This window comes from Microbulbifer sp. ABF4_143, from assembly GCF_056160225.1.
Window position 1 is genome coordinate 162,828 of sequence record NZ_JBSWWT010000003.1, and the last position, 18,563, is coordinate 181,390.

At 63.6% G+C, this 18,563-nt stretch carries 16 protein-coding genes; 5 read left to right on the forward strand and 11 right to left on the reverse strand.

The genetic code is table 11. The annotated features are described in order from the left end of the window. Positions 1-5 precede the first annotated feature (5 nt). The 4 genes from ACXAF3_RS03735 to ACXAF3_RS03750 form a co-directional block, all read right to left on the reverse strand. Positions 6-413 carry a DUF1801 domain-containing protein gene (locus tag ACXAF3_RS03735; protein ID WP_475110942.1) on the reverse strand — a complete coding sequence of 136 codons (408 nt, stop codon included), beginning with the start codon at positions 411-413 and terminating at the stop codon, positions 6-8. A 13-nt stretch (positions 414-426) separates the two neighbouring features. Next, entirely contained in the window at positions 427-798 is a 372-nt protein-coding gene (locus ACXAF3_RS03740) for a hypothetical protein (protein WP_475110943.1), read from the reverse strand. Positions 799-854: 56 nt separating this feature from the next. Next, positions 855-1,772, reverse strand: a complete 918-nt coding sequence (locus tag ACXAF3_RS03745; RefSeq protein ID WP_475110944.1) for a sigma-70 family RNA polymerase sigma factor — start codon at positions 1,770-1,772, stop codon at positions 855-857. 218 nt (positions 1,773-1,990) lie between these two features. Next, the gene (locus ACXAF3_RS03750; protein WP_475110945.1) at positions 1,991-2,545 is read right to left on the reverse strand and encodes a DUF1439 domain-containing protein; all 555 of its coding nucleotides are present in this window, start codon (positions 2,543-2,545) and stop codon (positions 1,991-1,993) included. Positions 2,546-2,725: 180 nt separating this feature from the next. Here ACXAF3_RS03750 and ACXAF3_RS03755 point away from each other — a divergent pair, with 180 nt between their 5' ends. Beyond that, positions 2,726-3,439, forward strand: a complete 714-nt coding sequence (locus ACXAF3_RS03755) for an alpha/beta fold hydrolase (protein WP_475110946.1) — start codon at positions 2,726-2,728, stop codon at positions 3,437-3,439. Positions 3,440-3,611: 172 nt separating this feature from the next. Here ACXAF3_RS03755 and tdh read toward each other — a convergent pair whose 3' ends face one another. The 5 genes from tdh to ACXAF3_RS03780 form a co-directional block, all read right to left on the reverse strand. Beyond that, the gene (gene tdh, locus ACXAF3_RS03760; protein ID WP_475110947.1) at positions 3,612-4,637 is read right to left on the reverse strand and encodes an L-threonine 3-dehydrogenase; all 1,026 of its coding nucleotides are present in this window, start codon (positions 4,635-4,637) and stop codon (positions 3,612-3,614) included. 78 nt (positions 4,638-4,715) lie between these two features. After that, positions 4,716-5,915: a glycine C-acetyltransferase gene (locus ACXAF3_RS03765; RefSeq protein ID WP_475110948.1), complete on the reverse strand. Its 1,200-nt coding sequence runs from the start codon at positions 5,913-5,915 to the stop codon at positions 4,716-4,718. Positions 5,916-6,063: 148 nt separating this feature from the next. Beyond that, positions 6,064-6,291, reverse strand: a complete 228-nt coding sequence (locus tag ACXAF3_RS03770) for a hypothetical protein (protein WP_475110949.1) — start codon at positions 6,289-6,291, stop codon at positions 6,064-6,066. Between the two features lie 270 nt (positions 6,292-6,561). Continuing rightward, the gene (locus ACXAF3_RS03775) at positions 6,562-7,995 is read right to left on the reverse strand and encodes an aldehyde dehydrogenase family protein (protein ID WP_475110950.1); all 1,434 of its coding nucleotides are present in this window, start codon (positions 7,993-7,995) and stop codon (positions 6,562-6,564) included. A 74-nt stretch (positions 7,996-8,069) separates the two neighbouring features. Then, the gene (locus tag ACXAF3_RS03780) at positions 8,070-9,674 is read right to left on the reverse strand and encodes a 5-guanidino-2-oxopentanoate decarboxylase (RefSeq protein ID WP_475110951.1); all 1,605 of its coding nucleotides are present in this window, start codon (positions 9,672-9,674) and stop codon (positions 8,070-8,072) included. A 219-nt stretch (positions 9,675-9,893) separates the two neighbouring features. On the opposite strand from ACXAF3_RS03780, the gene pdxH reads away from it, so the two are divergent. The 4 genes from pdxH (at position 9,894) to ACXAF3_RS03800 (ending at position 14,651) form a co-directional block, all read left to right on the forward strand. Further along, positions 9,894-10,532 (forward strand): pyridoxamine 5'-phosphate oxidase, encoded by a 639-nt coding sequence (gene pdxH / locus ACXAF3_RS03785; protein ID WP_475110952.1) that lies wholly within the window; start codon positions 9,894-9,896, stop codon positions 10,530-10,532. 23 nt (positions 10,533-10,555) lie between these two features. Next, a complete protein-coding gene (locus ACXAF3_RS03790; protein WP_475110953.1) occupies positions 10,556-10,831 on the forward strand; it encodes a cupin domain-containing protein in 276 nt (91 codons plus the stop codon). Between the two features lie 436 nt (positions 10,832-11,267). Next, a complete protein-coding gene (locus ACXAF3_RS03795; protein ID WP_475110954.1) occupies positions 11,268-13,556 on the forward strand; it encodes a TonB-dependent receptor in 2,289 nt (762 codons plus the stop codon). Positions 13,557-13,673: 117 nt separating this feature from the next. Then, the gene (locus ACXAF3_RS03800) at positions 13,674-14,651 is read left to right on the forward strand and encodes an NAD(P)H-quinone oxidoreductase (RefSeq protein WP_475110955.1); all 978 of its coding nucleotides are present in this window, start codon (positions 13,674-13,676) and stop codon (positions 14,649-14,651) included. 66 nt (positions 14,652-14,717) lie between these two features. On the opposite strand, the gene ACXAF3_RS03805 is transcribed toward ACXAF3_RS03800, so the two are convergent. Further along, on the reverse strand, positions 14,718-16,976 hold the full coding sequence (locus ACXAF3_RS03805) for a transporter substrate-binding domain-containing protein (RefSeq protein ID WP_475110956.1): 2,259 nt from the start codon (positions 16,974-16,976) through the stop codon (positions 14,718-14,720). A 75-nt stretch (positions 16,977-17,051) separates the two neighbouring features. Beyond that, positions 17,052-18,404, reverse strand: a complete 1,353-nt coding sequence (gene xseA, locus ACXAF3_RS03810) for an exodeoxyribonuclease VII large subunit (protein WP_475110957.1) — start codon at positions 18,402-18,404, stop codon at positions 17,052-17,054. Positions 18,405-18,563 lie beyond the last annotated feature (159 nt).

Consider the following 18,563-nt stretch of genomic DNA (forward strand, 5'->3'; position numbering starts at 1 on the left):
GCAGCTCAGTGCTTTTTGCTTTTGGACGCGTTCAGGGCCGCGGCGGCGCAAACCAGCGCCTTCAGGGCCTTCTCGTCCAGCGGCGCTCCCCGCTGGAAGTCGATGGCGCGCCGGGTGTTCCCCTCGAGGCTGGCGTTGAAGAGGCCCGATGGATCCTCGAGGGCCGCTCCCTTGACGAAGGTCATCTTCACCTTGTCCTTGTAAGTTTCGCCGGTACAGAGAATTCCGTTGTGCGACCACACCGGAACCCCTCTCCACTTCCACTCCTCGATGACTTCGGGAACGGCTTCCTGGATTAAAGTCCGCAGCCGGCTGAGTAGTGAGCCCCGCCAGTCATCCAGCTCTGCGATTCTCGCATCGATCCTCCGCGAGGGTGACTCGCCTTCCTGTGCGGAGCTTTTCTGTGTGCGCATTTTTTTCCCTCTCTCAAATATGTAGAGGCTTTAGTACAAGCCTGCCGTAGGCAATAAAGGCGCACAGTGCAGCTGTGACAAGCCAGTAGACCATGGGACCGTAGTTCGGATCACCGGAATAGACATGCAGCGCGGAAAAAACCAGCATTTCAGCGGCTATGCACAGGGCAGCGATCGGGGCCAGGATGCTAAGGGGTCTGAGAAATAGCGGCGCGATCAGACACAGGCTGAAAAGCAGTTCGAGGGCGCTCATCGACAGCCAGGCCCCATGGGGAATCGCCTGGAGGGAGGGCACTGTCTGCGCCGGATTGGAAAGCTTCCACAGTGCACCCGTGGCGGTATGCAGCGCGAGAATGGCTTGAAGAGTCCACAGGAGAATATTCACGGTTTGCCTCTGTTGCGGAATTGAAAAGGTGACTTTGGTTTTCTGTTGGGTAGCTGCTATGAATGTGCCGGCACCTCCATATCGACAATTTCAATGTCAAAATCGGCCAGCCTGTCGCGATCCATAACAATTTCGATCGCCGATATTTTTCCGCCTTCGATGGAAAAGCAGAAAGCGACAAGGGGTTTTCCTCCCGGTGCCCAGGTCGCGCCGGCTGATCCGTTGACGAGGGCGAGCTGAGCGGCTTTCGCCTTGCCGTTGAAGGTGTCGGCCACGCCATCCGCCCCCCTGATTTCGCGCTTGAATTGCGGGGCACCCCTGGATTTGTTGGCCGCCGAGATCTTGATCGCGGTTTCATCGGCCCTGAGGGTGACGTCGGGGTGCAACAGCCTGATCAGCGCTTCAAAGTCGCCGTTCCTCGACGCGGACAGGAATGCGCTGACCAGTGCCCGCCGGTGCCCGCTATCTTCTTGCGGCGCGCTGTTGCCCCTGACGCGCCTGCGCGCCCGGCTCGCCAGCTGGCGTGTGGCCGCTTCGCTGCGGTCGATGATCGGGGCGATTTCCTTGAAGGACAGGTCGAAAAGGTCGTGAAGGACAAAGGCGATCCGTTCGGAGGGAGTGAGCAGGTCGAGAACGAGGATCAGTGCCTGCCCGACCGAGTCCGCCATCGCGAAGTCTGCCTCGGGTTTTTTCGCCGTCTCTGCCGGGGCTTCTTCGCGGGCCTCTCCGCTGAGCGGCTCCTCGCGCCGCAATTTCCTGGAGCGCAGCATATCCAGACACACTCTCGCCACAACCGTGGTGAGCCAGCCGCTGAGGTTGTCAATGCTTTCCGCTTTGGATCGGCTGAGCCTGATCCAGGTCTCCTGAACCGCATCCTCGGCCTCGCCGGCTGAGCCGAGCATGCGATAGGCCACCGCTGTCAGGTGGTTGCGGGATTCCTCAAAGCGCTTGGCCAGCCAATCTGTGTCGTTCATCTACTGCTCGTCTAATCCGTTGCGGTCGCTTGTCGTCTCGTCATTGGGATGACGGATGGGAAGGATGGAATGTGACAAAGAAAAAGAAATTTATCCACGATTGAAAAAAACAGGCCGAATAGTGGATTAAATTTGAATAGAGGGTCCGCTGGCGGTTTCAGGTGGATATCGGTCAGAGGGCATGGGGGCGCGGCTGCGCCTGGCTTTTGCCGGCGCTGTCATATACCCAGGGTGACCACCAGCTTGTCGCCGCTGACTGTCACATCCTTCAACACCAGTCTGGCCGCACGCTGTTTCGCATCCCCGGGCTTCAGGGTGTAGACCGGGCGCGTCGCGTAGTATTCGGCCAGGGCCATTTCCACGACCCTGCCGGCCCTGTCGGCGTATTTTTCCGGCAGCCCCTGTATCGACAGCTGCTCTATGACTGGGTCGGCCAGATAGAAACGGCCCTCTGAGGGCATATATTTCAGGCGTCCCGATGCGTCCACCGAGCCGTTCAGTGGCCTGTCCTGGCTGCCGACTTTGATATTCAGCGTCAGGTCCAGCCCCGCCCGGATACGGCCGCTGTCCTCGAGCAGCTCGACCCGCGGCCTGTCCAGTGTGAGGGCAAAGACGCGCAGATAGGTACGGGTCAGCGGCAGCTTGTCACTGAGCCTCGCCTGTATCTGCGACTCCGGAATACTGATCTGGTAGTCCCTGCCGGAAAAGTACAGGTAGCCGGCCGCGCTGAGCAGCAGTATCGCGAAGGCGATTACCCCGATTACTCTTGCCATTATTTGATTCCCCGCTTGCACCAGTACGCCCCTACAACCTTGGTCGTATAGCCCGGGCGCGCTCCATTGCCCAGAGTGTAGTTGCGCCCCGCGGGTGTGGGGCTGTGTTGTCGATCTCCATCCATCGACGTCGCCCGGGATAAATGCGGTGACAGGGCGACAACAAAAGAGAGAAAAATAATGAAACTCCTGTCCCTCGTGGGTGTCCGCGCCGGATACCTGATTTCGCTCCTGTCAATTTTGTACGCCAGCGCGGTGCAGGCCGCCTGTGTCGACAGTGTGGTGCTGGTGCACGGCAATACCGGTTCGCCATCGGACTGGGACAATACCTATCGGGAATTGACGGATTGGGGCTACAACGACAGCCAGATCCACCGCCCGAGCTGGGGATCCAAGAGCTGCGCGGCCTGCAACGATCACAGCGGTTCGGAGGAAACCCCGGTGCGCGATGCGATCAGCAGCGCCATAGCCACATCCTGCACCGGGAAGATCGATGTGATCGGGCATTCCATGGGCGTGACCCTGGCGGCGCAACAGATCATCAAGCTGGGCGCACAGGATCAGGTGGATGCGTTTGTCGGCGTCGCCGGCGCCTACCGAGGCCTGTGGAGCTGTGGCACCTATCCGTTCAACGTTTACACCAGCACCTGCGGCCGTGACGGTCTGTCGGTATCCAGTCCCTTTCTCGACTGGCTCTACGGCAAGCCTATCGCCGGCAGGGTCTATTCCATCAAGAGCTGGTCGGACCAGATAGTCTGCGCGACCGGCTACTGCACCGTGGGCGGGGTGCACGCCAGCCGAATTGCCGGGGAGGACGCCACCTATACCTATACTTACGGGCATTTCGGTCTGCAGACCTACACCTACGAGCGACAGGTGTCACTGATCCGATAGCAGGGGATTGTCCGGCAGCAGCTTTTTGAAAACTCCTGTTGCATCGCCGGGATTTGTGCTCCCGCATCGGAGGTTCATTTGGGGCGATCCGCAGCGGGAAATGCAAAGGGGGTAAAGGTGGGCGCGGATGCGGGCAGTTGGATCGCGGCCATGGGCCGCGATCGGGGTAGGGTTACCGCCAGTTCAGGATCACCTTGCCGGACTCGCCGGAGCCCATGGTGTCGAAGCCCTTCTGGAAGTCGTCGATATCGAACTGGTGGGTGATGATCGGGGTCAGGTCGAGACCGGACTGGATCAGGCTGGCCATCTTGTACCAGGTCTCGAACATCTCGCGGCCGTAGATGCCCTTGATGATCAGACCCTTGAAGATCACCTGGCTCCAGTCGATACCCATCTCGCCGGCGGGAATGCCGAGCATCGCGATCTTGCCGCCGTGATTCATCGCGGCGAGCATATCGCGGAAGGCGGCCGGCACGCCGGACATCTCCAGGCCCACGTCGAAGCCCTCGGTCATGCCGATTTCCTTCATCACTTCCGGCAGCTTCTCCTTGCTGACATTGACGGTGCGGGTCGCGCCCATTTTCTTCGCCAGCTCGAGGCGGTAGTCGTTGATATCGGTGATCACCACATGGCGCGCGCCCACGTGGCGGGCCACCGCCGCGGCCATAATACCGATGGGGCCGGCGCCGGTGATCAGTACATCCTCGCCCACCAGGTCGAAGGACAGGGCCGTGTGCACCGCATTGCCGAAGGGATCGAAGATGGCCGCCAGGTCGTCGGAGATATTGTCCGGGATCTTGAAGGCGTTCAGGGCCGGGATTACCAGATATTCGGCGAAGGCGCCCTGGCGGTCGACGCCCACGCCGTAGGTATTGCGGCACAGGTGGCGGCGGCCGGCGCGGCAGTTGCGGCAGTGGCCGCAGGTGATATGGCCCTCGCCGGAGACGCGGTCGCCGATCTCGAAGCCGGCCACCTCCTGGCCCATGCCCACCACTTCGCCCACATACTCGTGGCCGACCACCATCGGCACCGGAATGGTTTTCTGCGACCACTCGTCCCAGTGGTAGATATGCATATCGGTGCCGCAGATGGCGGTCTTGCGGATCTTGATCAGCAGGTCGTTGTGGCCGGGGACCGGGGGCTCGACCTCGGTGAGCCAGATGCCCGGCTCGGATTTTAATTTTGAGAGTGCTTTCATTTGTTCGGTGCCGTGCGAATAAGTTGATCGCGGCCATGGGCCGCTCCTACAAGAAGAGGCCCATGGCCGCGATCGGAATTAGATGATGTTCAGCTCTTTGCCCACTTCCGCGAAGGCGTCGATACACTGATCGAGCTGTTCTCTCGTGTGCGCGGCGGACATCTGGGTACGGATGCGGGCCTGGCCCTTGGGTACCACCGGGTAGAAGAAGCCGATCACATAGATGCCGCGCTCGAGCATCTTGTCGGCCATCTGCTGGGCCAGGGCCGCGTCGCCGATCATGACCGGGATAATCGGGTGGTCGGCGCCGGCCAGGGTGAAGCCGGCCTCACTCATGCGCTTGCGGAAATAGGTGGAGTTTTCGCGCAGCTTCTCGCGCAGCTCGCCGCCCTCCATCAGCATATCCAGCACCTTCAGCGACGCGGTGACGATCGCCGGCGCCACCGAGTTGGAGAAGAGGTAGGGGCGCGAGCGCTGGCGCAGCATGTCGACGATTTCCTTGCGCCCGGAGGTAAAGCCGCCGGAGGCGCCGCCGAGGGCCTTGCCCAGGGTGCCGGTGATGATATCGACGCGGTCTATCACATCGCAGTACTCGTGGGTGCCGCGGCCGTGCTCGCCGAGAAAGCCCACCGCGTGGGAGTCGTCCACCATCACCAGGGCGCCGTACTTGTCCGCCAGGTCGCAGATGCGCTTCAGGTCCGCGATAACACCGTCCATGGAGAAGACGCCGTCGGTGGCGATCAGCTTGGTCTTGGCACCCTCGGCGTCCGCCGCCTGCAGCTGCTTTTCCAGGTCCGCCATATCGTTGTTGGCGTAGCGGTAGCGCTTGGCCTTGCACAGGCGCACGCCGTCGATGATAGAGGCGTGGTTCAGGGCGTCGGAGATAATCGCGTCCTCCGGGCCCAGCAGCGTCTCGAAGAGGCCGCCGTTGGCGTCGAAACAGGAGGTGTAGAGGATGGTGTCCTCGGTGCGCAGGAATTCCGACAGGCGCGATTCCAGCGCCTTGTGGATGTCCTGGGTGCCGCAGATAAAGCGCACCGACGCCATGCCGAAGCCGTACTGGTCGAGGCCGTCTTTGGCCGCCTGGATCAGGTCCGGGTGGTTGGCCAGGCCCAGGTAGTTGTTGGCGCAGAAGTTCAGCACTTCGGTGTCGTTGTTGACCTGGATCTGCGCGGCCTGCTGGGAGGTGATGATGCGCTCGCGCTTGTAGAGGCCGTCCGCCTCTATCTGCTTCAGTTCGTCGCGCAGGTGCTGGAAGAATTGTTCTGGCTTGGACATGGTGTTGTTATCGGCTCCTCGATTTAGCGCTTTCTTAGCTGGGCGTGCTTGTGGCACTTGATGGGCAGGTCGCTTCGCTCCTTTGCCCGTCCTACAAGAGGGACGGGGCGCAGGATGGGCAAAGCGAAGCGTGCCCATCGATTCTAGTTCATCCCGCCAGTTCGCAGGCCTTTTGGGCCGTTACCGGCTGCTCGCTGGCGCGGCAGTTGGTGGCGAATTTTAAGGCCTCTTCCGCGGTGTCGAACAGTAGTTGCCACAGCAGCTGCCGGTCGGCCCGTCGCACGGCGCGCACGGCGGTGCGTTCGCGCTGGGTGGCGATCTGGATTTCGATAACGTCTCTGTGACTGGCGTTGCCGGAAATTTGTGATTCGGACATGCTCCCTCCAATACTCATATTTTGAGTAAAACGCTTGGAGGGCTGACGTGGAAGCGGCGAATTGCGGTTCGCTTATCCGGTTGGATTACCCGGTGCCTTCAATTGGCACTGTCGAGTCCCATCCCCTCTGCATACTGCGAAAGGGAAACCACCTTGCCCCGGTCGGCAGGTTGGCGTTGGCGTCAGCCACTCTCTGGATGTGGGGGCAAAGATAGCGGGGCGGGGATGGGCCGTCAACCGCGCCACCCTGCGGGCGGGTGGCGTGGGATTTTATGCGGGAAGCTGCACGGATTTCAGTTCGATAAACTCTTCCAGGCCCGCTTCGCCGAATTCGCGCCCGTTGCCGGAACGCTTGTAGCCGCCGAACGGCGCATCGTAATTGAACTCGCCGCCGTTGACGAAGCACAGGCCCGCCTCGATGCGGCGCACGATCGGCAGTGCACTCTCGGCGTCCTTGGCCCAGACGCCGCTGGAGAGACCGTACTCGGTGTCGTTGGCGATGGCGATGGCCTCGTCCATGTCCCGGTACGGAATCAGGCAGGTGACCGGCCCGAAGATCTCCTCGCGCGCGATGGCCATATCGTTGCTGACGTCTGCAAACACCGTCGGCTTGACATAGAAACCCCTCTCGAAGCCCTCCGGCGCCTCGGCGCCGCCGGTTACCAGGCGCGCGCCCTCGGCCACACCCCTCTCGATATAGCCGCGCACTATGTCGCGCTGGCGTGCCGACGACAGCGGCCCCATAAAGGCGTCGGGGCCTGTGCCGAGTGCCACTTCCTCGGCGACCTTTTTCGCGATCTGCACCGCCTCCTCGTAGCGCTCCGCCGGTACCAGCATACGGGTCAGGGCGGTGCAGGTCTGGCCGCTGTTGATAAATACATCCTCGCAGCCCCAGCGCACCGCGGCTTCCAGATCCGCGTCCGGAGTGATGATCAGCGGCGACTTGCCGCCCAGCTCCTGGGTCACGCGCTTGACTGTGGGCGCGGCGGCCTTGGCCACCTCCACGCCGGCGCGGGTGGAGCCGGTGAAGGACACCATGTCGATATCCGGGTGCGCCGACAGGGCCGCGCCGACGATGGGGCCGGCGCCGGGCACCAGGTTGAACACGCCCGGGGGCAGGCCGGCGGAGTCGATGATTTCCGCCATCACATAGTCCTGCAGCGGGGTGATCTCGGACGGCTTGGCGATCATGGTGCAGCCGGCCGCCAGCGCCGGCGCCACCTTGCCGACGAACTGGTGCAGCGGGTAGTTCCAGGGGGTGATAAAGCCGCACACGCCGATGGGCTCGCGGATCAGCAGGGAGTGGCCGACCTTCTCGGTCTGCTCCATGATGCCGGTGCGCTCGGCATAGTAGCGCACCGCGTAGATGGGGCCGTCCACGTGCAGCCACTTGGTGATATGGGCCGGGCAGCCCAGCGCCTGGGACACCGCCTGGATCAGGTCCTCCTTGCGCTTTTCCATACCGTCGGCAATGGCGTTGAGGAAAGCGGCGCGCTCGGCGGCGCTGGTGTTGCGCCAGCTCTTGAAGGCCGCGCGGGCCGCCTTCACCGCCTCGTCCACATCCGCGGCGGAGCCCTGCACCACATCGCAGATGACCTCCTCGGTGGCCGGGTTGATCACCGGGTGGCTGTCGCCGCCGAGCGAGTCGCGCCACTCGCCGTTGATATACAGTTTGTCGGTGTGCAGTTTGCTGAAATCTGTCATGGTTGCTCTCTGTTCAGGGCTCAAATCGGGTTTTTATAGGAGCGGCCAGCGGCCGCTCCTGCCCAGGGGCGTTTTTACGGCGCGGTGATTTCGATCAGGGTCGGCGTCTTCCGCTTTAGGGCTTCGGCCACCGCGCCCGCCAGCTGTTCCGGCCGGTCGATGCGGCAGCCCTCGGCGCCGAAGGACTTGGCCAGGGCGACGAAGTCCGGTGTGCGCAGGTTCACGCCCTCCTGGGGCACCTCGGCCTCGTCCATAAAGTCGCGGATCTCGCCGTAGCCGGCATTGTTCCACACCAGAAGCGGCAGCGGCAGCTGCTGCTCCACCGCCACCGCCAGCTCGCCCAGGGTGAACATCAGGCCGCCGTCGCCGATCAGCGCCAGTACGTCGCGCCCTCCGGCGAGTTTTGCGCCTATGGCCGCCGGCAGGGCGAAGCCCAGGGTGCCGTAGCCGGTGGTGCAGGTGATATGGCTGCGCGCGCTGTACAGCGGCAGCGCGTGGTTGGTGTTATAGGCCAGTTGGGTGGAGTCGGTCACCAGTATGCCGTCTTCCGGCAGCGCGGCGCGCAGCGCCTCGACCCAGGGGAAGCGCTCCTCGGAGCCGGGCCACCATTCGCTGCGGCATCTCTGCACTATCTGCGCGACTTCCCGCTCCGCCGCGGCGCGCGCGGATTCGCTCCGGGGTGTCAGTGCGGCGTTCAGCTGCGCCAGCGTCTGCGCCCCGTCGGCACAGATGGCCAGGTCCGGGTTGGCGTTGCAGACCAGTTGCGCCGGGTCTATGTCGACGCGGATCAGCTTGCCCTTGAAGTGGTAGTTGTCGCGCACCAGGTTGCGGTCCGTCTCCGCCAGTTCGGTGCCCACGGCAAGCACCACATCGGCGTTCTCCACCCGTTTGCGGGCGCAGTCGAAACTCAGGTTGGCGCCGCCACACAGCGGGTGGCGCTCGTCGACGATGCCCTTGGCGGCCAGGGACAGGAACACCGGCGCGGCCAGTTTTTCCGCGATCAGGGTGGCCTCCGCGCCGCACGCCTGGGCGCCGCCGCCGAGCAGGATGACCGGGCGTTCGGCTTTCTGCAGCCAGTCTGCGGCTGTCTCTACCGCCGCCGGTGCGGCGGCGGGCGGCTGCGCCGGCGGGCAGGCGCGGTAGTCGTCCAGTCGCCCCGGCATGGGCGCCGGGAACAGGTCGATCGGGATCTCGATATGCACCGGGCCCGGGCGGCTGGAGGTCAGCAGCTGGAAGGCGCGCGCCATCACTTCCGGCAGCTGCTCCGCTCCGGTGAGCGAGTGCTGCCAGATACAGAAGCCGCGGCTGATGTCGCTCTGGCGTGGCAGCTCGTGCAGGCGTCCGCGGCCGAGCCCCAGATCCTCGCGACGGTTGACCGCGGTGATCACCAGCATCGGCACCGAGTCGGAGTAGGCCTGGGCCATGGCGGTGGCGGCGTTGGTCAGCCCCGGGCCTGTGATCAGGAAACAGACACCGGGCTTGCCGCTGGCGCGGGCGTAGCCGTCCGCCATAAAGGCGGCGCCCTGTTCGTGGCGCGGGGTGATGTGTTGCAGCCCGCTACCGGGCAGGCCGCGGTAGAGCTCGATGGTGTGTACACCGGGAATTCCAAAGACTTTTTCCACCTGGTATTCGCGCAGCAGCCGCATCAATACCTGGGCGCAAGTGGGGGCAGAGGACATATCCGCTGATTCCTTGTTCGCTCGAAAATGCAACGAGCCTAGCGGGCCGTGGGAAGGGCTGCAAGCGCCCGCAGAGTCTGCATTCAGGGCGGCGAAATCGCAGAAAATTTTGAAAATGGCGGCGGTGCGCGAAAGGAAATTTGTGCGACAGCGGAGGTCATTGGGAAAAGAGGGCAGACTAAGTACACTTGGCTTTCGAGCAACCAAGGAAGTATCGCGATGGAAATCGATCAATGGCGCCGGGAATACCTGCGCGGCGGCCTGCGCCGCGCGGATCTGAAAACGACACCGGTGGAGCAGTTCCGCCAATGGCTGGCCGAGGCGGTGGAGGCGGAGCTCCCAGACCCCAGTTCCATGTGCCTGGCCACCGCTGACGCCAGCGGCCAGCCGTCACAGCGCATCGTGTTGCTGAAAGGCTTCGACGAGCGCGGTTTCGTCTTTTACACCAACTTGCAAAGCCATAAGGCGCGGGATATCGCCGCCAACGAGAAGGTCTCGCTGCTGTTCCCGTGGCAGTCGCTGGAGCGCCAGGTCATCGTTTACGGCCGCGCCGTACAGGTACCCCGGGAGGAGGCCGAGGCCTACTTCCGCACCCGCCCGCGCGACAGCCAGCTCGCGGCCTGGGCCTCGCGGCAGAGCGAACCCCTGGCGTCGCGGGAGCTGCTGCAACAGCAGTTCGATGCGGCCAGATCCCAGTACGGCGACGGGGAAATTCCACTGCCGGACTACTGGGGCGGCTACCGCGTGATACCGGACGCGGTGGAGTTCTGGCAGGGCGGCGCCAGCCGCCTGCACGACCGCTTTATCTACCGCGCCGGGGAGGCGGGCCAGTGGCAGGTGGAGAGGCTGTCCCCCTGATCGCGCGACTGCGGAGAAGTCCGATGATCGACACACAGACCGTCGCCGCCGCCTGGTCCGAGCGGGGCTTCAGCTGCGACTTGTGGGTGGACCCGCCCGGACAGCGCTGGGAGGATTTCGTACACCGCGAGGACGAGCTGTTGATGCCGGTGGAGGGATGGTTGGAAGTGGAGATCGACGGGTGTGCCTCGCGGCCGGGTGTCGGCGAGGAGGTGTTTATCCCGGCCGGCGCGCGCCACTCGGTGCGCAATATCGGCCCGGGGACGGCGCGCTGGTTGTACGGGTACAGGGCCGGGTAGTCCTGGGGCTTTCCGTTTCGATAAATAGGTGATCGATTCCCCCGGCTGCCGGATTTGTTGCTCCGGCGAAAAGTGTATTGCCGGATGCACCGAATGAGGGCGCCTGTGCGCCGCCGAATGTCCCCGGATATGCACGCAAAAGGTGCAGCCGATTTTCCACCGCAAACGGCAACCATCCCGTGTCAGGAATTTTTCTCTCTAACCGCACTAACCGGGCTATTTATACCGCCGTTCACGACAAATTGACTTTCGCTGCTGGGGGTGACCCTGTAACCTTCAAACGTCACCGCCGTTGCGAAAGGGGCGGTGACGCGGTATCAGCGCGGTCTTAGGGTTAGATTCCCCGGAAAACAAAAATATAGAGCCGGGGGAGGCGGTACCGATCGCCGTAGGTCCGTTGCTGACGATAAAAAAATAAAGCAATGGAGAGAGAAAGATGGGACGTCCGTTCAATTCGATAGGTCACTCGACGCTGGTTTCCGCCTGCTCGGTCGCCACCCTGTGGCTGGCCAGCGGTATCGGCGCGGTCCACGCCGCCGAGGGTGCGGTGAGCACCATTATGGAAGAGGTGGAAGTCACTGCGCGCAAGCGCGCCGAGGCGGAGAAACTGCAGGAGGTGCCGGTCGCCGCCACCGCCTATTCCGGTGATCAGCTCGACGCGCTGCAGACCAAAGACCTGCAGAGCCTCGCCTTCAAGATGCCCAATGTTCAACTGGACGATGTGGGCACCGTCAAGAACACCGCCAACTTCACCGTGCGCGGCCTGGGAGTGAACAGCTCCATTCCGTCCATCGACCCCACCGTCGGGGTTTTCGTCGACGGCATGTACCTGGGCGTCAACGCCGGCGTGGTGACGGATCTGTTTGACCTCGAGGGGATCGAGGTGCTGCGCGGCCCCCAGGGGCTGTTGTTCGGCCGCAATGTGACTGGCGGCGCGGTGGTGATCCGAACCGCGAAACCCAGCGACGACTTCTCCAGCCGCTTCAAGGTGTCCACCACCGACAACCTCGACAGTATCGCCGCGATGACCGTCAACGGCGCCCTCTCGGACAGCGTCAACGGGCGCCTGACCGCCTATTACAACAACGACCGGGGCTGGTTTGAGAACCTGGCCACCGGCAACGACAACGCCGGCGCCTCGGACACCTGGTTTGTGCGCCCGAGCTTCAGTGTGCAGCTGAGCGAGAGCGCCGAGCTGCTGGTGCGGATGGAACACGGCAAGATGGACTCCGACGGGGTGGTGGCGCAGAACCGCGGCTTTGCGCCCACTGTTATCCCGACCCCAATGGGACCGGTGCCGGCTGCGAGCGCGACTCAGATTGCCGGCGCCTTCGGTATCAGCGACTGGGACAACGGCGAGGACTCCTTCCAGGTGGCCCAGGACGAAGAGGGCTACCAGGAAGACGAGTGGAGCCAGGTGATCGCCGAGTTCAACCAGGATGTCGACTTCGGCAACGGCACCATCACCAATATCCTCGCCTGGCGTGAGTACGATGCCATTGGTCTCGGCGATATCGATTCGCTGCCGGTCTTCGGCTTCCACGCCAACACCGCTATCGAACAGAGCCAGCTCTCCAACGAGCTGCGCTACGCCGGCCGCTTCGGCGCCACGGCGCTGACCACCGGCGTCTACTGGTTCAGTCAGGAGATAGATTATCTGGAGAACCGGCTGCTGGCGGGTGGAACGATCGACATTACCGGCGGCGGGGTACAGGATCACCAGGCGCTGGGTGTCTTCGCCCAGGCGGATATCGACCTGAATGAGGCCTGGGTGCTGACGCTCGGCGGCCGCTACTCCACCGAGGACAAGGATGCGAAGATCGCCTCGATTCCGTTCAACTTCTGCACCCTCGACGGCTGCGCCGCCTACGACTTCGAGGACAGCGAATCCTGGAGTGCCTTTACGCCCAAGATCGGCCTGCAGTGGAACCTGAGCGACGAGGCCCAGCTGTACAGCTTCTGGACCAAGGGCTTCCGCAGCGGCGGCTACAACTTCCGCAACGCCGGTATCAATCCGGCGACCGGCATGCCGTACCTGCCGCAGGTCACGGACCAGGAGGAGCAGACCAGCTTCGAGATAGGCGCCAAGGCCGAGTGGCTGGACGGCCGCCTGCGCACCAATATGGCGGTCTTCCACAACACCGTCGACGATATGCAGCGCGAGGAAAATCTGCCGGACGCCCAGACCGGTGTGGCGCAGATTATCCGCAACACCGCCGACGCCACTATCCGCGGCGCCGAGTTCGAGGCCCTGGCGGCGGTCAGCGACAGCCTGCTGTTCTCCGTCAACCTCGGCTATGTCGACGGCGACTACGACAGCATCAACGGCGATATCAGCGGCGATGGCCTCGTGAACGAAGTCGATCTGGGTCTGGATATACCGCGCCTGGCGCCCTGGACCTACGGCGTCGGTCTGGTGCACGACCTGGCCCTGGGCTCCGCCGGCACCCTGACCTCGCGCATCAACTTCAACCACCGCGACGCGTCCCCCTATACGGACAACAACCGCGGTATGCTGTCGGAAGTGGATATGCTCGACTTCAGCATCGGCTTCGCACCGGATGCCGGCAATTACCGCCTGGCGCTGTTCGGCAAAAACATGCTCGACGAGGTCAGCGAGGGCAACAACACCCAGCTGCCGCCGACACTCGGCGGTGTCGGCGCCAGTTTCACGCCGCTGAACAAGGGGCGGGTCCTGGGGGTTGAGTTGACCTACGAGTTGTAATTCAGTCCCGCCTCCCTGCGGAAACTTTGATCGCGGCCAACGGCCGCTCCTACAATATCTGATCAGACTTTGTAGGAGCGGCCGTTGGCCGCGATCTTATTTGTAACGGAGCAATTCATGCGTTTTATCGACTTGCCGGAACACGGCGGCCCCGAGGTAATGCGGTTGGCGGAGGGAGAAAAGCCTGCGCCGGCGGCGGGCGAGGTGTTGATCAGGGTGGCCGCCGCGGGTGTCAACCGGCCGGATATCGTTCAGCGTATGGGCTTCTACCCGCCGCCGCCCGGCGCATCGCCGATCATGGGGCTAGAGGTGGCCGGGGAGATAGCAGCCGTCGGCGATGGCGCGGCGCGCTGGCGGCCGGGCGACAAAGTCTGCGCGCTCGCCAACGGCGGCGGCTATGCGGAATACGTCGCCGTGCCGGCGGATCAGTGTTTGCCGATTCCCCGGGGCCTGTCCGACGTCGAGGCGGCGGCACTGCCGGAGACCTGCTTTACCGTGTGGAGCAACGTGTTCGACCGCGCGCAGCTACAGGCGGGCGAGGTATTTCTGGTGCACGGCGGCTCCTCGGGTATAGGCACCACCGCAATCCAGCTGGCGAGCAGTTTCGGCGCGCGCGTATTCGCCACCGCCGGCTCCGCGGAGAAGTGTGCTGCCTGTGAAAAACTTGGGGCGGAAAGGGCGATCAACTACAGGTGCGAGGATTTCGTCGAGGTGGTGCGCGAGGCCACCGGCGGCCGCGGCGCCGATGTGATACTGGACATGGTCGGCGGCGACTATATCGACCGCAATATCCAACTGGCCGCCCGGGACGGGCGCATCGTCAATATCGCCTATCTGCAGGGGGCCAGTGTGCAGGTCAATATGCTGCCGGTGATGCTGAAGCGCCTGACGCTCACCGGCTCCACGCTGAGGCCGCAGCCGCCGGAGGTGAAGGCGGCGATTGCCCGCGCGCTCGAGACCAGGGTGTGGCCGCTGATCGAAGCGGGCGAGATCCGCCCGCAGATTGCCGCCACTTTTCCGCTGGAAAAGGTTGCCGACGCGCACCGGCTGATGGAGTCCAGCTCCCATATCGGCAAGATTGTGCTGACCCTGTAACCGCGTTTGCGCGCCGGCCGAAGGCGCTTTTCCGCTCGGTGGATGCGGAGAGCGCGATTTCTGCAATTATGGCGCGTTCCCCTGTCCGGTCGCGCTGTTGCCGCCGCCGTCGCGGCGCTCGGTGACTTCCTCGGGCGTTTTTTTCCGCAGCGGCGGGCGCGCGCTGATTTCTCCGCTCGCCACTTCGGCATAGGCCTTGTAGAGGTTGCTGATATTGCGCACATACTGCACCGGCTCAGCGCCGCGCACATAGCCGTAGCGGGCCTTCTTGAAATAGCGCGGTTCCGACAGTTTCAGCATGGCCACCTCGACATTGCCAAACCAGACATTCGGATCCAGACCCAGCTCTTTCGCCAGCCGCTGCGCGTCCAGCAGGTGCCCGTAGCCGGCGTTATAGGAGGCGAGGGTGAACCAGAGTTTGTCCGCCGTAGGCAGCGTGGGGTCGAATCTGTTTCTGACCCAATTCAGATATTTGACGCCGGCATTGATGTTGCGGTCCGGCTCGAACACCGGCGGCGGAAAGCCCATCTCTTCGGCGGTGGCGGGCATCAGTTGCATCAGTCCCTGGGCGCCCACCGGCGAGACGGCCTTGGGGTTAAAGTTGCTCTCCTGCCACATCTGCGCCACGACCATGCGCCAGTCAAACGAGTAATCCACGGAGTAATCCTTGACCAGCTTGTCGTAGGGAGAGAGATTCTCCCCCGGGATCACCCGCGCCTTGACCCGCTGCGTGAAGCGTTTGTTGGGTTGGAAATAGGCCTTCAGCTGCCGCTGGTACTTGTCGGTCTTGCGGTATTCCTTCAGGAAGTCGTCCAGTTTCCGCAGCAGTTCCCAGTTTTGCGGCAGGACCATCCAGCCCTGGGGTTGCGGGTCGCCGAGCAGGGTGCCGGCGACCAGGTTGGGGCGCAGCGAGGCCTCGATCTTCACCGCGTCGCTGTCGGCAATGGTGGCATCGAGCAGCCCGTCCGAGATCATGTTGAAAATCTGTGACTGCGACATCTGGGGCGGGGCTATTTTGATCTCGACGTCGATGCCGCTGTCCCGGATTGCCTTGGCGGTATCGATAAAGGGAGAGTAGGCGCGCAGGGTCAGGGTGCGCCCGGCGAGATCCTGAACCTTCTCTATCTTGGGTTTGTCCTTGTGACTGACGACCTGTTCCGGGGTCTCCATATAGGGGGTGGTGAACCTCACGCCTTCCTGTATACGGCGGTCGGTGATGGTCGTGGAGGCGCCGGCGAAGTCGCCGCGCCCGGCCTTCAGCCAGTCGGTCAGGTCCTCGTCGTAGGGGACCACCACCACCTGCAGTTGCAGTTTGTGCTTGTCGGCAAAGGCCTTGGCGAGTTCGTAGTCGAAGCCCATCAGCAGCCCCTTCCAGAGGAAATAGGAACTGGGGCCGTTATAGGTGAGCAGCCGCACCAGCCCGGATTTCTTGATCTGTTTCCAGTCAGTGACACGGTCCTCTCGCCCGGTAACCAGGTGTCGGGTCAGAAAGTTGTTGAGGGTTGTGAGCAGGCGCTTCGAATCTTTGCGCAGGCCCCAGGCAATACTCTCTTTTTCGGAGACGGCGGCGCCGATGCGCACGTCGTCGCGATACTCGCGCATCCCTTCCGCCTCGTTGCTGTCCAAAATGGCCACCTGCCTCGGTTGCTCGTTGACCAGGTCCATCAACCGGTCCAGGTCGTCGTTGTAGGGGGTCACCTGCAGTGTCAGATTGGATTCCGGGTGCTCCGCTATCAACCGTTTGGCGGTGGCCTCGTGGGTGGTTCCCTCGAGAACGATCAGTTTCAGATCGCGCAAATTTTCCGGATCGTCGATCTCCGGCCCGCGCGGGCCGGTAATCAGCTTCTGTTCGATATGGAATATCGGCTGGGAGAAATTCAGCCGCTCGCGCCTCTCCTCTGTGTCGGTGAAGTTGTCGGCGACGATGTCCGCTTTGCCGCTCTCCACCAGCGCGATGGCGTGCAGCGGGGATTCGGCATCGATCCAAACGGCTTCCAGCTTGAGTCTTTTCGCGAAATCTGTAGCCAACTGCATATGGCGCTGTGTGACGATGGCCGAGCGCGGCAGTTGATCGACGAGGGGGGACGAAAAGCTGGCAAAGCGAATGATGCCGCGCTTTTTCAGGGCGCCCAGATCGCCGGTCTCGGTGTAGTTGGTGAACCTGCGCTGCTCTTCAGCGGGCGGGGGCTCCGGCGCCTCCGCCGGCGCTGTTTCCCCGATCTTGCGCTCGGGCTTGCCGCAGGCGGTGGCGAGCACCAGAATCAGCGCGGCTGCTGTGAGCAGCGTCGCGTTGAGGAGGCGGATACCAGTGTAACGACTCAGCATAGACCGCTCCGTCAGCCATCTACGCCCGGAATTATAGTGTGGCGTTATCCCGCCGCAGTTGCGCGCTACCGGTGTTCAGCGGGATATTTTTTCCACGCTCGCGGTAAATTCGCCGCTCGCCAGCCGCACCTCCAGTGCCTGCCCCGCCCGAATCTCCCGCGTGCTTTTGACGACCTGCCCGTCGCGGTCGCGGACAATCGCGTAGCCCCGCTGCAGTACCGCCAGCGGACTGACGTTGTGCAGCAACTGGGCTGTGTGGTCGAGCCGTTCGCCGCGTTGTTGTAGCAGCAGCCGCAGGTTGCGCTGCAGCTGCTGCCTGGCCTGCGCCAGCCTGTCGCGGCCCGCCTGCAGGCTGCGCTCCGGGTGGCAGTGGGCGAAGGCGCGCAGCGCCGCCCGCAGCTCGCGGCGGCGGGACTGCAGGTGCTGGCGGCCGGCGGCGCGCAGGCGCAGTTCCAGGTGGTCGAGCCGCTGGGCGCGGTTGTGCAGCTGCTCTCGCGGGTGGCGCAGGCGGTTGCCGGTGAGCTGTACCTGCTGGCGCAGGTGGCGCAGCTGCAGCTGGGCGGCGCGGACGAGCCGCCGCCGGTAGGTATCCAGGGTCTGCAGCAGTTCGGCGGCGTGGCGGCTGGCGATTTCCGCCGCGGCCGATGGTGTCGGTGCGCGCAGGTCGGCGACCAGGTCGGCGATGGTGGTGTCCGTCTCGTGGCCCACGGCGGAAATGGTGGGAATGGGGCAGGCGGCCAGCGCGCGCGCCACCACCTCCTCGTTGAAGGGCCAGAGATCCTCCAGTGAGCCGCCGCCGCGGCCGACGATCAGCAGGTCGTGGCGACCGCTGCGGGAGGCGCTGGCAATCGCGTCGGCGATCTGCTGTGCGGCGCCCTGGCCCTGCACCTGCACCGGCCAGAGTTCGATAGTGGCGGCCGGGTAGCGGCGCCCCAGCACCTGGATCATGTCCCTGATCGCGGCGCCGGTGGGGGAGGTGACTATGCCGATATTGGCGGGCAGGTACGGCAGCGGCTTCTTGCGCGCCGGGTCGAAGAGCCCCTCGGCCTGCAGCCGGGCCTTCAGCTGTTCCAGCTGGCGCATCAGGGCGCCGAAACCGGCTTCCTCCATGTGCTCGACGATCAGCTGGAATTCGCCGCGCCCCTCGTAGAGGCTGACCCTGGCCCGGATCAGCACCTCGCGGCCGTTCCCCGGGCGGAATGCCACGGCCCGGTTGCGGCCGCGGAACATGGCGCAGCGCACCTGGGCGCGGGCGTCCTTCAGCGTGAAATACCAGTGCCCGGAACTGGGCGCGGCGAAGTTGGAGATCTCCCCGCCGACCCACAGCAGCGGCACGCTGCTCTCCAGCAGCTGCTTGACCTCCCGGTTCAGATCACTGACCGACAGGACACTGCGGTTGGCGTTGGGCTTGGGGGCACTGGTGAGCATTTCAGTCTCGCGTAAGTGGATTTGGCGGGCCAATATTGCAGCAACGCTTGCCCGCGTAAAGTGATTTGCCGGTTATCCCGCTATTTCCGGCAAATAACCTTTTGCGGACGGCGAAGTTGCGGCTATAATCGCGCCGATACCCAATCCCGCTCTTTCGAG

What these genes read in the sequence shown, in the direction of transcription:
- ACXAF3_RS03735 (WP_475110942.1), bottom strand. Translation starts at nt 413, where the DNA reads ATGCGCACACAGAAAAGCTCCGCACAGGAAGGCGAGTCACCCTCGCGG.
- ACXAF3_RS03745 (WP_475110944.1), bottom strand. Translation starts at nt 1,772, where the DNA reads ATGAACGACACAGATTGGCTGGCCAAGCGCTTTGAGGAATCCCGCAAC.
- ACXAF3_RS03750 (WP_475110945.1), bottom strand. Translation starts at nt 2,545, where the DNA reads ATGGCAAGAGTAATCGGGGTAATCGCCTTCGCGATACTGCTGCTCAGC.
- ACXAF3_RS03755 (WP_475110946.1), top strand. Translation starts at nt 2,726, where the DNA reads ATGAAACTCCTGTCCCTCGTGGGTGTCCGCGCCGGATACCTGATTTCG.
- tdh (WP_475110947.1), bottom strand. Translation starts at nt 4,637, where the DNA reads ATGAAAGCACTCTCAAAATTAAAATCCGAGCCGGGCATCTGGCTCACC.
- ACXAF3_RS03765 (WP_475110948.1), bottom strand. Translation starts at nt 5,915, where the DNA reads ATGTCCAAGCCAGAACAATTCTTCCAGCACCTGCGCGACGAACTGAAG.
- ACXAF3_RS03770 (WP_475110949.1), bottom strand. Translation starts at nt 6,291, where the DNA reads ATGTCCGAATCACAAATTTCCGGCAACGCCAGTCACAGAGACGTTATC.
- ACXAF3_RS03775 (WP_475110950.1), bottom strand. Translation starts at nt 7,995, where the DNA reads ATGACAGATTTCAGCAAACTGCACACCGACAAACTGTATATCAACGGC.
- ACXAF3_RS03780 (WP_475110951.1), bottom strand. Translation starts at nt 9,674, where the DNA reads ATGTCCTCTGCCCCCACTTGCGCCCAGGTATTGATGCGGCTGCTGCGC.
- pdxH (WP_475110952.1), top strand. Translation starts at nt 9,894, where the DNA reads ATGGAAATCGATCAATGGCGCCGGGAATACCTGCGCGGCGGCCTGCGC.
- ACXAF3_RS03790 (WP_475110953.1), top strand. Translation starts at nt 10,556, where the DNA reads ATGATCGACACACAGACCGTCGCCGCCGCCTGGTCCGAGCGGGGCTTC.
- ACXAF3_RS03795 (WP_475110954.1), top strand. Translation starts at nt 11,268, where the DNA reads ATGGGACGTCCGTTCAATTCGATAGGTCACTCGACGCTGGTTTCCGCC.
- ACXAF3_RS03800 (WP_475110955.1), top strand. Translation starts at nt 13,674, where the DNA reads ATGCGTTTTATCGACTTGCCGGAACACGGCGGCCCCGAGGTAATGCGG.
- ACXAF3_RS03805 (WP_475110956.1), bottom strand. Translation starts at nt 16,976, where the DNA reads ATGCTGAGTCGTTACACTGGTATCCGCCTCCTCAACGCGACGCTGCTC.
- xseA (WP_475110957.1), bottom strand. Translation starts at nt 18,404, where the DNA reads ATGCTCACCAGTGCCCCCAAGCCCAACGCCAACCGCAGTGTCCTGTCG.